At 38.7% G+C, this 14,645-nt stretch carries 8 protein-coding genes; 3 read left to right on the top strand and 5 right to left on the bottom strand.

Features of this window, described 5'->3' with window-relative positions; all coding sequences use genetic code 11:
• Positions 1 to 129 precede the first annotated feature (129 nt).
• Positions 130 to 1,302, top strand: coding sequence for a dicarboxylate/amino acid:cation symporter (locus tag JYB62_RS08670; protein ID WP_205645001.1), 1,173 nt, complete (start codon positions 130 to 132; stop codon positions 1,300 to 1,302).
• Between the two features lie 383 nt (positions 1,303 to 1,685).
• Here JYB62_RS08670 and JYB62_RS08665 read toward each other — a convergent pair whose 3' ends face one another.
• Positions 1,686 to 4,088, bottom strand: a complete 2,403-nt coding sequence (locus tag JYB62_RS08665; RefSeq protein ID WP_205645000.1) for an outer membrane beta-barrel protein — start codon at positions 4,086 to 4,088, stop codon at positions 1,686 to 1,688.
• A 521-nt stretch (positions 4,089 to 4,609) separates the two neighbouring features.
• Here JYB62_RS08665 and JYB62_RS08660 point away from each other — a divergent pair.
• Positions 4,610 to 5,950: a TRAFs-binding domain-containing protein gene (locus tag JYB62_RS08660; RefSeq protein WP_205644999.1), complete on the top strand. Its 1,341-nt coding sequence runs from the start codon at positions 4,610 to 4,612 to the stop codon at positions 5,948 to 5,950.
• An 8-nt stretch (positions 5,951 to 5,958) separates the two neighbouring features.
• Here the strand turns inward: JYB62_RS08660 and JYB62_RS08655 are convergent, their stop codons facing one another.
• Both JYB62_RS08655 and ygiD read right to left on the bottom strand, forming a co-directional pair.
• The gene (locus tag JYB62_RS08655) at positions 5,959 to 7,095 is read right to left on the bottom strand and encodes a patatin-like phospholipase family protein (protein WP_205644998.1); all 1,137 of its coding nucleotides are present in this window, start codon (positions 7,093 to 7,095) and stop codon (positions 5,959 to 5,961) included.
• Between the two features lie 176 nt (positions 7,096 to 7,271).
• A complete protein-coding gene (gene ygiD, locus JYB62_RS08650) occupies positions 7,272 to 8,084 on the bottom strand; it encodes a 4,5-DOPA-extradiol-dioxygenase (RefSeq protein ID WP_205644997.1) in 813 nt (270 codons plus the stop codon).
• Positions 8,085 to 8,367: 283 nt separating this feature from the next.
• Between ygiD and JYB62_RS08645 the strand changes: the two genes are divergently transcribed.
• Entirely contained in the window at positions 8,368 to 11,463 is a 3,096-nt protein-coding gene (locus JYB62_RS08645) for a WD40/YVTN/BNR-like repeat-containing protein (protein ID WP_205644996.1), read from the top strand.
• A 7-nt stretch (positions 11,464 to 11,470) separates the two neighbouring features.
• Here JYB62_RS08645 and JYB62_RS08640 read toward each other — a convergent pair whose 3' ends face one another.
• Both JYB62_RS08640 and JYB62_RS08635 read right to left on the bottom strand, forming a co-directional pair.
• On the bottom strand, positions 11,471 to 12,928 hold the full coding sequence (locus JYB62_RS08640; RefSeq protein ID WP_205644995.1) for an aldo/keto reductase: 1,458 nt from the start codon (positions 12,926 to 12,928) through the stop codon (positions 11,471 to 11,473).
• A gap of 3 nt (positions 12,929 to 12,931) precedes the next feature.
• Positions 12,932 to 14,410: an APC family permease gene (locus tag JYB62_RS08635; RefSeq protein WP_205644994.1), complete on the bottom strand. Its 1,479-nt coding sequence runs from the start codon at positions 14,408 to 14,410 to the stop codon at positions 12,932 to 12,934.
• Positions 14,411 to 14,645: the final 235 nt, after the last annotated feature.

Below are 14,645 nucleotides of genomic sequence, written 5' to 3'. Positions count from 1 at the left end.
TGTCGATTAGTCTCCATGATTCTTGTGGGAAAGTAACATTTCCCTTATTTCCATTCTTTTCTTCATTAACAATCCTTCTATCTTAGCGATTCGAAAATTGCCAACTGTTAAAGGATTGTAGTCAAAAAGATGAAGCTAATATTTAATAATCTACTCTTTAAAGTATTTATCGCTATTGTATTGGGGGTTGTATTTGGCCTCTTTTTACCAGAATCTGTCAATAGGATATTTGCCACCTTCAATGCATTTTTTGGTCAATTTCTGAATTTTGCCATTCCTTTAATCATTCTGGGATTAATCATGCCGGCAATTTCTGATTTGGGGAAAGGAGCCGGAAAACTCTTATTACTTACTGCTGCCATTGCTTATGGATCTACCTTGTTTTCAGGATTTATGAGCTACTTTACCTCCGCTACCATTTTCCCATCTTTGTTGGCCTCTCATGTGAACGAAGCTACTGAAATAGCAGAAAGTGGGAAGGATTTGGAGCCGTATTTCAGTATCACTATTCCAGCGGTGATTGATGTGATGTCTGCTTTGGTATTGGCATTTGTGATAGGTTTGGGATTGTCCTTTCAAGAGAATTCTACCTTGAAAAAGGTGGTGAAGGATTTTGAGAAGATCATCATGCAAGTGATTGAAAATGTGATAATTCCACTTTTGCCTTTATTTATTTTAGGAATCTTTGCCAATATGGCTTTTAGTGGTCAGGTGTATTCCATCCTTTCGGTATTCCTGAATATCATCGGTGTAATCTTTGCTATGCATATCTTCCTTTTGATTTTGCAATATGTAATAACTGGAACAATCGTAAAGAAAAACCCGGTGAAGTTATTGTTTACCATGTTGCCAGCTTATTTCACGGCTTTAGGGACGCAATCCTCCGCAGCTACGATACCAGTGACTTTGGAGCAAGCAGAAAAAAACGGAGTTTCTCCGAAGATCGCAGGCTTTGTAATCCCTCTTTGTGCGACCATACATTTATCTGGAAGTATTATGAAAATTACCGCCTGCGCGATGGCATTGATGATCTTACAGGGACTTCCGTATAATTTTGGGATGTTTGCCGGGTTTATTTTTATGCTAGGAATTGCCATGGTAGCAGCTCCAGGAGTGCCGGGCGGGGCAATCATGGCTGCCATAGGTGTACTTCAGTCCATGCTCGGGTTCAACGAGGAAATGATTGGTCTAATGATCGCGTTATATATTGCGATGGACAGTTTTGGTACTGCTTGTAATGTAACTGGAGATGGAGCGATTGCATTGGTGGTGGATCAGGTAACCAAAGATAAAAGCCTCTAATTAGCAAGGAGGAAATTTTTAATGTAATCTTCAATGAAGGGACTTTTCATTCTTCTTTTTTTAAAGATGCTTTTGAAAACTCCATGGATACTTTGAGATCTTCCCATGCGATCATTATCCTCCGACTATCTATAGAAATAATTACCTGATTTAAGCTAGTGTTATGCTGACAGGAAAATAGAAATAGAGATACGAAAAGAACCTATCCGAATTAAGGTGTTGGAATGGGACATATTGAAAATATGTAAAGTTTATTCTTTTCCATAGTTGAATATCGCAGCTTTTTAGCTAGGTCGCTAGCTAATAATAAAGCTACATATCATGTGATTTTATTTTTATTGAATAGGTTTCTCTAAACAATCTATCATCAATTTCACTATCCTTTAATTTGTTCGCTGAGACTCTTCTTCTGATCCAAGTTTTCTTTGCCGAGCTGCTTTCAAATCTTGGTTGCCTAGCGTATAGGTAAGGTTAATCATTGCTACTCGTGTATCAAGTTGGAGGCGATAGTCTGAGTTAAAGCCCGGTACATCTATTTTTCCGATAAACTTATTGGTATGAAAAATATCTTGAATACTCAATCTGGCTTTGAATTTTGGGCTAAATGATTTTTGAATACCAAGGTCAAGCGAACCCAGCCAAGGAGCACGAGCCAGAGCTTGGATAGAGGGGGAGCTAATCCATCCAGTTAACTCACCTGTCCAGCCTTTTTGGAATGCAAAGGTATTAGACATGTTTAACCTACTGGAAATCTGTTTCACTATAATAGGATTTTCCTGATAGAGGTAATCAAACCGACTATAAAATCCTGTAAAATTCAATTGAGCATTCCATCCTTTCGTGATGGCAAGAGGATAACTCATCGTAATATTATAGGATTGCGAGGTTCCCACATTATCTGGAGTCCTTTCAGTACGAATACTATCCACAGGCTGAATGAGGTAGAATATCAAATCAGATACAAAGCTTGCGCCTATGGAGGTATATAATTTGTCCTTGAAACCGTGCTTTAATTCAAGCAAATGGGTGTATTCTGGTTGAAGGTAAGCATTTCCTCTGCTGTATAAAAAGGGATCAACATAAGACCGTGCGGGATTTAAGAATTGGTAACTGGGTCGATTGATTCGATAACTATAAGAAAGAACCAGTGCATGGTTTTCGGATAATTTATTAGAGATAAATACACTGGGAAAGACATTCAAATAATTTCTTTTAACGGAACTTTCCGAGTTTAAAGATTTTCCCTCAGAAATTGTATGTTCTCCTCTTAAACCCATTTGTGCCTGGGTGGATTCACCTAGTTTACCGGAAAAGCTGATATATGCAGCATTTACATTCTCAGTATAAATAAAATGGTTTGATAAAATGGGGTCTACAAATAAGTTTCCTTCTTCTCCTTGAGATAAAGTCAAATCATTATCGCTCTTTACATAAGCAGTTTTAAGACCAGCTTCCATATTCCAATCGTTGAAAACCACACGGCTATAATCAGCTTTAGCAGTTCTGATTGTGATAGTAGTTGGCATTTCAGTTAAAAGACCCTGCCTGGGTTGATTAGGTTCCTCAGGGGTATGACTATCAGTCTGTAATGTATTTGAGTATTGTCTTTTAAATTGACCAATATCAAAGTCTGCAGTAAGCTGCCCCCCATTTTCACCAAATTTATGTTGTAAATTTAGGTTGCCAACATTGTTTTTAGAGATGTTACTGATTTGTTTGGCTGTACTTGTTTCTAAATAATAGTCGCCATTATTCCTTTGGAAATCGCTACTGGCAGTTCCATCTTCGCCATTATTACTCCAGAATCCTGTCCAAACTACACCAATTGTTGTGTTTTTTCCTAAGAAATAGTCTGCTCCTGCTTTTGCGTTTTGCCCCCAGTTATCAAATATAATGTAGGTTTTTTGATCAATGTAATTTTGTTGTTCTCCGTTTTCAATAAACTGCCTACTATCCAAATCAAAATATCCGCCTCCTGCATTTGCACTATAGTTACCAAACACATTGATTTTCTTTGCCCGATGGTTAATTTGCAAGCTTCCTCTTTCTCTATCAAAGCGTCCAGTACCAGCTCCAAATGAAATTGATCCATTTGTACCTATATCATTATTCTCCATCAATTTGATATTGATAATCCCTGAGTTCCCTGCGGCATCGAACTTCGCAGAAGGGTTAGTGATTAACTCGATCTGATCAATATTATCGCTTGACATAGTACTAAGCAAAATAACCAAATCCTCCATAGATAGATAGGTTTGCTTTCCGTCCATTTGGACGATTACTCCATCTTTTCCCCGCAATCGAAGTGAATTGTTTTGCCTGTCAATTGTGACTCCTGGAGCTTTCTCTAACACCTCAAGAGCAGTAGAGCCACTGGCAATAATGCTATTTGAAACATTGACTACCATTTTATCAATGTATTGTTCTACAAATGGTCTTTTTTCTACGACCATCACTTCATCTAGCTGTTGACTGTCTTCTTGAAGTTGAATAGAAATACCTTCTAAAGCAACCCTTTCAATCCTGATAGGTGGCAAATAAACCTGCTTATATCCCATCATTGAGGCAGAAATAAGATAGTTACCATCGGGTACTTCAAAAATCATAAAGTTGCCCAAGGTGTCTGTAACTGCACCTTTGATCAAGGAAGAATCTGAAGGAGTCAGTAAAAGTACATTAGCAAAAGATAAAGGAATACCAGATGGCTCGAGTACTTTTCCAGAGATTGATTGGCCTTTGACATCCAAAGTCAAAAGTAATGCCGCAAAAAAGAAAACCAGTTTCATATAAAAAAGAGAAAAATTGAAGAAAAATAATATTTCAATTGAATTAATTCACATTAAAAAATTATTAAAATACAATTTCAAGTTATAAAATTACAAATGCAATATTTTTAATGAAATAATTTTTTATTGATATAAAAAACTGAAAACTAATTATTTATATTAGTTATTAGGAGACGTATTTAGTTTTTAATGCATAAAAATAGTTATATAGTATTTTAAAAAAATATTATTATTTAGATGAATCTTTTATTTAAGGAGGAATTGACGTTCTATTTGAGATTTTTCAAAGTACTAGGAATGGTGTTTTTCTTTAAAATCAGTAAGGTTTAGGAAAATGAAAAAATGTAATTTTCTTAAATTATTATGCTTTAACTAACCAGCTGTTTTAGCATTCTTTTAAATATAGAATAGTGAAAAAGCAGAAAAGAGAATTAGTATTCTGAAGGCGATAAATGAGGCAAAAATTACTGAATAACTCAGTACAGAAGTTGAAATAAGATTTTACTTGAAACCACAACGCTATGAAACCTTTATGTTTTGTGATTATGCCATTTGGGAAAAAGCCAGATTCCACTGGAAGGATCATCAATTTTGATTTGGTATATGAGAATTTTATCAAGCCTGTTATTGAGGAGTCAGGTTTGGAATCGATTCGTGCAGATCAGGAAATGATGGGGGGAATTATCCATAAACCCATGTACGAGCGCTTGATTCTGTGTGATTTTGCCATCGCTGATTTGACGACCGCCAATGCCAATGTTTTTTATGAATTAGGGATCCGGTACACTGCTAAGCCCTACACTACCTTTAGTATTTTTGAAACCAGTACTAAGATTCCATTTGATTTGGTGGATGTCCGGTGTTTCCCATATACCATTGTGGAGGATGAAATTTCTGAATTGGAAAGTAAAAAAGAAGCTTTAAAAGAATATATCGCTGGAGTTAGGAAAAATAAGGTGACGGATAGCCCGGTTTATCAATTGTTGGATGGGATAGAATTCAAGCACAATCTTTCCCCTGACAAAGTAGATATGCTCCGGGAAAAAGCGAAGCAGGAAAATGATGTCAGTGATTTAATCCAAAAGGTAGTTGAGTCAAAATCCAACTTGGATAAAGCAGCAGAATTAGCAAAGCTGGAAGAAAGCCTTCCTGATAAAGATGATTGGGATGCTTCTTTAGCAATTAATTTCATGTTGGCGTACCGATCTTTAAATGCTTATCAGGAAATGGTTAATTATATAGAATCTTTACCTGATCATTTAAGAAATACTGTACTGGTTCAAGAACAGTACGGGTTTGCATTAAACCGTTCAGGAAATAAAAATAAGGCCATAGATGTACTTACTAGGATTTTGGGTGAAAAAGGTTCGAATAGTGAGACATTAGGGATTTTGGGAAGGATTTATAAGGATAAATACAAGGAAGCGATAAGCCAAAATGAATTTTTGGCCAAAGGATTTTTGGACAAGGCAATCGACATCTATACGGAGGGATTCCAGACTGATTTACGGGATTTTTATCCCGGAGTAAATGCAGCTACATTGAAATTTGTAAGGGGAGACCAGGATACTGCTAGTTTTGCCAATGTGGTAGAATATTCGGTGTTGACCTATTTATCGAAGAAAGAAAAAGTATCAATGAGAAAAGCGCCTTCAAATTTTGATGGTTATTGGCCTCATGCTAGTCTTTTGGAGTTAGCCATCCTACAAAATGACAAAGAGAAAGCATTCAAATATTTATCCAATGCCATTGCGACTGCCCATGAAAGCTGGCAAACAGAATCCACTGCCAATAACCTTGAGTTATATCATTCCCAAGGTGATTGGGTGGCGCAGGTTATTCAGGTTTTAAAAGAGAATTGAGAAAATTGTTAGTCAAAGTGATAATCTTTCACGGATTCTTTGGCAGCAGCTTCACCGATTTTATAGAGTTCCTCCCGGTTTTCAGCATTGCTCATTTCTATGAGACTTGCTACTTCTTTTTCTGTATAATTTTTACCCAATCCTAAGCCATTGAGTTCATTTTCGGTGATGGGGAAATTGTATCTTAGATATTTGATCATGGGTTTGCCACCGATGTAATCATCTCTCAATGTCTCAATTTCCATATCTATATAATGGGCGGTAGGGGAGTTGGAGAGCCATTGAAGCATAATTTGGTTTTGCCAGCTGGCATCTTGCATGAGCATATCCGGCACATTCATAGCCCAAGTTTTCATCCAGGCTTCTTTAATCTCACCCACTTGTTTTTTGAAAACACTATAGCCTGTTCCTACAGAAACCACACTTAATTTATCCTCTCCCATTTCCCAATGGAATGGGAATCCTCTTAACGTAGCAACCATCAATAAGGTCATGGCAGGATTGTTTGCCATACTCACTCCACCATCCACAAATGCCGCTTGTTGCCCGTCACCGACATCAATCATTTGAGGGGCAAAATAAGTAGGGGCAGCACTACTGGCCCTTACAGCCTGCCACAGCGGGATGTTTTTATTTTTCCCCAAACTGGTGTCAAAAAATTTCCCCAGGGGGTGATTGATTAGGGGCCATACGCTATTGGTGTCAGCTCTTTTAGCGACAATACAAAGTCCGGTTTTGATTTGATCACTACCTAAGGTAATATCTCCAAAAGCTCCTTTTAGTGATTTTTCTAACACAGAATAATCGTAGTTGGCCTTCAAGAATTTCCAGGTTTGAAGGGGATTCCAAAAGCTATATTTTTTACCGAAAATCTTTCCTCCTAAATCCATATAGAGGTCTTTAATATCATCTACTTTCATTCCTATTGCCAAAGCAGTAGCAATAATGGACCCCGTGGAAGTACCACCGATTAAATCAAAATGATCACACAAGAGATAATCTTTGCCTTTCTTATTTTGTAGAATGGTTTCGATCTTTTTGAGGTATCCCAAGCTTAATGCCCCTCGGATTCCTCCTCCATCTAAAGAAAGTATGTTTTTGGGTTCTCCGGTAAAAGAAAGGTGATCATGCAATGTCTTTTTCATATTCTAAAAGTCTAAAAATTAAAATGTTATTTAAGTTACATTTTTTTCTTGTTGGTATAAAGCACCAAGTGAGGGTTTTAAGGATAATTCAAGAAAAAGTGTGCGGTTGATTTAAAAGACACATTCAAAAATCAATGGCAAGAATCCTAATTCTCTTTAATACACTCTGTCCTGATTTAGACTCCAATTTTTACAGAGGTCATGGTTAATGAGCCTGCAAGAGGTTTGTCATTGAATAATGAAATCTCCTCATTTTTATCCTGTAAGCCCAAAGTATACAAAAGGGGTAAATAATGTTCCGGGGTAGGAATTGACAATTGGAATGCTCTTCCTTGTTTAGAAAACTGAATTAGGTTTTCATGATCTCTATTCAAGATATATTCAGTCATTTTTTGACTTGCTTCCTCTGCCCAGTCAAAAGCATAATTTTCGTTTAGTCTTCTCCAGTCCACCATTCGTAAATTATGGACTAAGTTCCCACTTCCTACAATCAATACTCCTTTGTTCCGTAATGTTCGAAGTTCCTGTGCTAGTTGATAATGTTCCTGAGGGCTTTTTCTGTAATCAATACTCATTTGGATGACAGGGACATTTGCTTGAGGATACATATGCCGGATTACTGACCAAGACCCATGGTCCAATCCCCATTGATCATCCAAATGAACCTCGGTACCTTTAATCAGTTGTTGGGTTTCTTTGGCAAGAGCCGGGCTTCCGGGTGCGGGATATTGGACCTCGTACAACGCTTTGGGAAATCCTCCAAAATCATGAATTGTAGGAGGTGAATCCATGGCAGTGACTTTGGTTCCGAGAGTTTCCCAATGAGCAGAAACCACCAGAATAGCTTTGGGCATTTCTATTTCAGAGGATACTTTCCTGAACCCTTTCACAAATTCATTTTCTTCAATGGCATTCATTGGGCTTCCATGACCTAAAAAAAGAACTGGCATGGTAGAAGTGTTTCCCAAAGACTCAATAAATTGTTTCATCACAATTGAATTAGAACTTTCGTATTAGTGTCAGCGCTGATTTTTTTATCAGTTTTGCCTATAAATTTCTTGAATAAGTATTTCTTAAATCGGGAAGTTAAAGGACAAGTTCCATTTCTAGGACAAAGATTTTACCAATCACATGGTCTTTTGAGTTTTCAAAAAAGGATAATGAACCCTTTTTAATTTTTGTTTTATCTTGACTCCTCTAAAACGAGGTTGAAAATGTCAACACCTTTTAGAAGATTTCATCTAGATTACCAAAACCCGTCACCTGTCCCAAATGAAGTTTAAGCTTACCTTTTTGTTGCTTTTTGTAGTGATTGGCCATTCTGTTTTTGCTCAATCCACCGACCTCTCTGGCCTTCAAAATTTGAATGTCAGGAATGTGGGGCCCGCTAATATGAGTGGAAGAATTACGACTATAGCCGTGGCTACTTCAAATCCAAAAATCATGTATGTCGGTGCAGCCTCAGGAGGGGTTTGGAAATCAGAAAATGGGGGTTCGGCATGGAAGCCAGTCTTTGACGAGCAACCCACACAAAATATCGGAGCCTTGGCGATCCAGCAAAGCAATCCGGAGGTGATTTGGGTAGGGACAGGAGAGGGCAATCCCAGAAACTCCATGAACTTAGGTATGGGAATGTTTAAAAGTCAAGATGGAGGAAAGTCTTGGCAACATATGGGCTTGGAAGAAACCAAAACCATTCATCGAATCATCATAGACCCCGAGGATGCCAATACAGTGTATGTTGGAGCGATGGGTGATCCATTCACTGCCAACGAACATCGAGGTCTTTATAAAACTACAGACGGAGGGGAAACTTGGGAGAAAATTTTGTTTTCCAATAATCAATCGGGAATTGCTGATTTAGTCATGCATCCTGAAAACCCAAATATGCTTTTTGCTGCATTATATGAGCATAAGCGAACTCCCTATTATTTTACTTCTGGTGGTTCTGGTTCAGGTCTTTATGTCACAAAGGATGCAGGAGAAACCTGGCAGCAACAAGGGGAAAATGAAGGACTTCCAGTAGGTGAGTTAGGAAGAATTGGCTTGGCAATTTCACAGTCCAATCCGGAAAGGATGTATGCAAAAATAGAAGCGAAAAGAAATGCCATCTATAGGAGTGACAATGGAGGGAATACCTGGCAGTTGATTAATGATGATCCAAAGTTTGCAAATAACAGACCCTTTTATTTTCAGGATTTAGCCATTGACACCGAAGACCCCGACAGGCTGTATAATATTTACCAGCCTTTGTCGGTGAGTTATGACGGAGGAAAATCATTTGATCCGGTTCCCATGATCCCTGCTGATGAAACCAAAGGAATTCATGCTGATTTTCATGCATTTTGGGTCAATCCAAACGATGCCCACCATTTTATCATTGGGGGAGATGGGGGATTAGGAATCACCTATGACCATGGGAAAAGCTGGTATTTTCCTGAGTCTATTCCAGTAGCTCAATTTTATCATGTGGGTGTAGACCATGATGTTCCTTACAATGTATATGGTGGAATGCAGGACAATGGCAATTGGTCTGGCCCGGCCTATACATGGAAGCGTGGAGGAATAAGGACCTTGTATTGGCAATACCTCGTAGGAGGAGATGGTTTTGATATTGCTCCAGACCTAGATAATTCAAGGTTTGGTTATGGCTCTTCCCAAAATGGTGATTTATACCGATATGATAAATTAACGGGATACTATGTCAGCATTCAACCCCCGGCTCCGGACTTAGCAACTAGTTTACGGTTTAACTGGAATGCTGGATTTGCAAAGAATCCCTTTGATTCCAATTCAGTGTATTATGGATCTCAATTTGTTCATAAGACCCATGATAAAGGGCGCACTTGGGAAATAATTTCTCCAGATTTGACCACCAATAATCCTGACCATCAAAAGGCAGACTATGGTGGGCTGACATTGGATGTGTCAGGAGCTGAACGCTACAATTCGATTTTAACAATTGCTCCAAGTAGCTTAAATGAACAAATTATTTGGGTAGGAACAGATGATGGTCAAGTACAATTGACTACTGATGCAGGAAAGACCTGGAAAAATCTTACGTCCACTATCAAAGAAATGCCTGAAGAAGGTTGGGTTGCCCAAATTCAGGCTTCTAGGTTTGAAGAAGGAGCAGCATGGATGGTGGTCAATAATTATAGAAAGGGTGATTATGCACCTTATCTATTTAAAACTACAGACTATGGGAATACTTGGCATCGGATGGCAGACGAAGATCAAGTGCGAGGGTATGCGCTATCTGTAATTCAAGACCCAGAAGAGTCCGATTTAGTATTTCTTGGCACCGAACATGGATTATGGATAAGCTTCGACGAAGGAGAAAGTTGGGAGCAATTTCAAAATGGATTTCCCTCAGTATCCACCATGGATTTAAAAATTCAAGAACCAGAGTCAGCCCTGATAATCGGGACTTTTGGTAGAGCAATATGGATCATAGATGATTTACTTTCTCTTCGGGAAATAGCTTCAAATCGCCTTAAATCTGGAATTACAGCACTGCCTATGAATGACGCAGTCCAGGTCAAAGGCTTATTTATCAATCCTACAGGAAATATTTGGAGTGGTTTTAATACCACTTTTGAAGGGGAAAATAAAGTGTTCCAGCAAACGAAGATTCCATTTTACTTGTCAGAAATCCCTTTGCAAAATAGTTTGGTAACTGCAAGGATTTATGATGCTGAAGATAGATTAATCAATACAGTCGAATCTTCTCAATTGGAAAAAGGGCTGAACTACCTAATTTGGAAATTGGATGAGCATTCTTCCTCTCTAAGAGCGAAAGGAACCGATGAATTTTCAAGGGACATTCCGGTCTTGCCAGGAGAATATAAGATAGTACTTTCCTTTGGGGAGTATCTTGATTCCATCTCTGTCCAGGTAATTCCAGATCCCAGATTTAATCTGGATCCAAAGGTAGATGTGGAACTGTACAAGTATAGAAAATCCATTGATTTTCAGGTGAATAAGCTTGCAGAGGTCTTAGGGTTGATTGATGAAAAAACAAAGGAGGTGGACCACCTGATTGAAAAATTAGAAGAAGGAGAAAACACGAATCCAAGTTTAGAATTGGCTAAGAACATGAAAGCACAACTCCAGGTACTTCGAGCCCAAGGACAAACTCCTAGGCCAGAAAGACAAGTAGGAGCTTGGCAATCCTTTGAATCTTCTCCTTACTTAAAAGTTCAGGAAGTATTGAAAATTGCGGCAGCACAAACTCAAACCCCCTCTGTCCAGCATCAGGAAGCATTGGATTTTGCCTCCCAACTGGTAGAAGATTTTTCTAAAACAGTGGAATCATTTATGGAGACAGAGTGGAAAACTTTTGAGTCGAAAGTAATGCTGGATTAGCACCAAATTAATCAGTGGAGGAAATAATTGCTTCCGCTTCTATTTCTACGAGGTAACCTTCACCCACTAACTTGGCTTCTACCAAAGTGTTGGCGGGGTTGATTCCTTTAAACCGTTCCCCGTGTGCTCTCGCTACAGGTTCCCAGTCTTTAATGTCATTGACAAAAATCCTGGTTCTCACCACATCTTCCAAGGTGCCCCCAAAGGAGGTAATGACCCCTTCAATTTTATCAATAACAAAATGGGTTTGGGCTGCTGGATCATGGCCTCCAATTTGGTCTGGTCCATGAGTTGAAGTAGTACCGGAAATATAGACTCTATTTCCATCTTTTACCGCTCTACAATAGCCAGCATATTCTTCCCACTCTGTTCCGCTGAAAATCTGTGTCCGTTGCGTTGTTTTTTGAATTGGAGTAAATGCCTTTGGGATAGTTTCCAAGTGGTCACTGAGATCTCCTGAGGCGGTTAAGAAAGGAGGTTTTCTATATTCATCCCCACAATCTCCTGGAATAGGGGTTAACTGGTTTTGAGCTTCTTGGATAAGCTCAAGATCTTCTGCTTGTAAATCGATTTCAAGCAGTTTTTTATTGTCTTCAATATGTTCACTCTCTCCCAAACGTGCACCTACGATGATGGCTGCAACATTAGGATTTTCTAAAATAAACCGCCCCGCAATGTTGGCTAATGATACTTGATGTTTCTTCGCTACCTGTTTGAGAGTTTGTAATAATTGTTGAAATACATCCCATCCACCAGCAGCATCAATGAAGCGCTTGTATTTCATTTGAGACCAAGTCTGGATTTCAGAATTGCTGGGTTCTGGTTTTCCTACCCACTTGTCCGTTAAAAAGCCTCCAGCCAATGTGCCAAATGCCAATAATTTGACATCATACGTATCACAGACCTTTTTCATCTGTAGCGTAGCTCGTTGGTCGATTACCGAATGGCAAACTTGATTACTTACAATAGGGATTCCGCTAGCACAGGCAATTCTCAAATGGGCAGCATCAAAATTAGTAACCCCTAGGTGTTGGATTAGTCCTTCTTCCTTCAGTTCATTTAAATAAAACAGGCCATCAAGCCAGCTTGGGTCAGGATAGTACCAAGCATGAAATTGCAACAAATCTATCGAGGTTTGTTGCATCCTGTCCAGAGCAGTTTGAATGGCGTTTCGAACATCTAATCTGGTGATTTTTCCTGGCTTTGGAACCCATTTGGTAAAAAGTTGAACCTTCCCTTTATCTGATAGACTGTTCTTAAATGTCCCCGCAATAATTTCACTGGAACCATAATGGTCCGCCATATCAAAAGAAGTAAATCCAGAGTCTATATAGGCCTGCATGTATTTTGAGGTAGTGACCGGGTTCAACGTGTTTCCGTCACGCTCCATATCTGCTATTTGCCAAAGACCTGTGATGATCCTCGAAATCTCTAAATTTTCTGCTAATTCAATATTCGGATTCATGTGTTATTCAGTAGGAAGTTCCAAAAATGTTTTTGTCAAATCAGGATTGTGTTTTTTCAACTGTTTCCACTTATAAGCAAAAATAATACTTGCTAATCCCATGACAATAAGCCAAATAGGAGTGGAGTGAAAATACCAAGACTCAGCTTTTGAAGTTAAATCTTTATAGGTGTGGATCATCAGGAAAGCTGATAGCGTTAGAATGCCGGACCAAGCTATAATCAGTTGGGTTTTTCTGTTTTTTACCACCGAAATTTCTTTCGCTAATTGGGGGTTTATCCTAGGTAAGGCAACCAAGGTGATACACATCAGTAAGAAATTGACCATCATGGAAGTAACCATAATATCAATTCCCAGAAAAAAGTCACCTGCAAAATGGGACCCTAAAACCCCAATACTTGCCATGCAACCTGCTACTAACAGGGCGACATAGGGCGTGTGATTTTGAAGATGAACTTTAGAAATTGCAGCCGGAAAGATACCGTCTTCTGCCCAGGCAAACATCAATCTGGAAACTGACAATAACATTGCTGGTAAATCATTAATCAAAGCAATGGCAGCCCCAACTAAGATAGCGACTCCCCAACCTGAAGGTAAAATATAACTCAATAAGCCAGGTGCTGAAATGTCTTTTTTCAATGCTTCTTCGGCCACAAAGCTCCAAGGGACAATGTGATAAACTGAAGCCGAAAACAGGAAGTAAAATGCTCCCACCCCCACAATGGCCAATACAATTGCTTTCGGAAGATTTTTAGTTGGATTTTTAGCTTCTCCTCCAGCCTGAGCAATGGAGTCAAAGCCTATGAAACTAGAGAAAAGTAAAGCGGCTGCGGATAGAAACACTTTCAAGTCAAAAGGCACTATTGGAGTAGGATCAAAGTTTCTGGACTCTTTCTCCTGCAAGGCATTTAAAAAATCAGTGGAGTCAAAAATTAGACCTGAAATGATTACAATGCTTCCCAAAGCAAACATCAAGAACATCATGGGAAGAACGATCTTTTCATAAGATTTTATTCCCCGGATATTAATCAAAACAAAACTCCAAATAATTCCTAAGGCAAGGGAAACTCTTAACCAGCCTACTTCTAATGTATTGGCAATCCCAATCCAGCCAAAATTAGAGGTGATGTCACGAATAAAAGGGATGGTTAGGTAGGAGATAACTCCGATCACGATAGAAAGCCCAAACCATTGGGAAAAGCTAGCAACGAAGCCCAAATATGGATTGAGTCCACGGCTGGCGTAAATGTAGCTACCACCAGCTCTTGGCATAGCAGATGATAAAATGCCATAGGCAAAAGCGGCAAATAGGGCAGGAATAGCTGCAAATAGAAAAGCAGGTAATACGTAAGGTCCTATCCCTGGAACGTTCCTTTGAATCATAAATGGAACCACATTGATGGAGGCTCCAAGCATAGAACAGACTCCTGTAGCAATTAAGGCCAAAAGTCCCATTTGCCGAGTCAATTTAGAGTTGCTCACTTAGGGCAATATTAGTTAGTTAAAGAAAATGGATGAAATCAATAAATATGATTTGCTGAAGATAGTTTTTTTCGTTCCATTTCGCTCTACTTTTTGGACTGGTGGTAGAAGAACATTAACGAGCAAAATTTTATTTATAGGCATTAAAATATAGTTGATTGAAAACATCAATTTTACTGCATTAAAACTGATTCTGAAAAATAGTTTCTTAAGCTTTTCAGTAAATCCTGAATTT

This window comes from Algoriphagus lutimaris (assembly GCF_017051705.1).
In the GTDB taxonomy this organism is placed as follows: domain Bacteria; phylum Bacteroidota; class Bacteroidia; order Cytophagales; family Cyclobacteriaceae; genus Algoriphagus; species Algoriphagus lutimaris.
The sequence above is the reverse complement of the archived record's forward strand: the minus strand, read 5'-3'. Positions and strand labels throughout refer to the sequence as shown.

Coding starts and splice junctions, on each gene's coding strand:
- JYB62_RS08645 (WP_205644996.1), top strand. CDS start 8,368: ATGAAGTTTAAGCTTACCTTTTTGTTGCTTTTTGTAGTGATTGGCCAT.
- JYB62_RS08670 (WP_205645001.1), top strand. CDS start 130: ATGAAGCTAATATTTAATAATCTACTCTTTAAAGTATTTATCGCTATT.
- JYB62_RS08665 (WP_205645000.1), bottom strand. CDS start 4,088: ATGAAACTGGTTTTCTTTTTTGCGGCATTACTTTTGACTTTGGATGTC.
- JYB62_RS08655 (WP_205644998.1), bottom strand. CDS start 7,095: ATGAAAAAGACATTGCATGATCACCTTTCTTTTACCGGAGAACCCAAA.
- ygiD (WP_205644997.1), bottom strand. CDS start 8,084: ATGAAACAATTTATTGAGTCTTTGGGAAACACTTCTACCATGCCAGTT.
- JYB62_RS08640 (WP_205644995.1), bottom strand. CDS start 12,928: ATGAATCCGAATATTGAATTAGCAGAAAATTTAGAGATTTCGAGGATC.
- JYB62_RS08660 (WP_205644999.1), top strand. CDS start 4,610: ATGAAACCTTTATGTTTTGTGATTATGCCATTTGGGAAAAAGCCAGAT.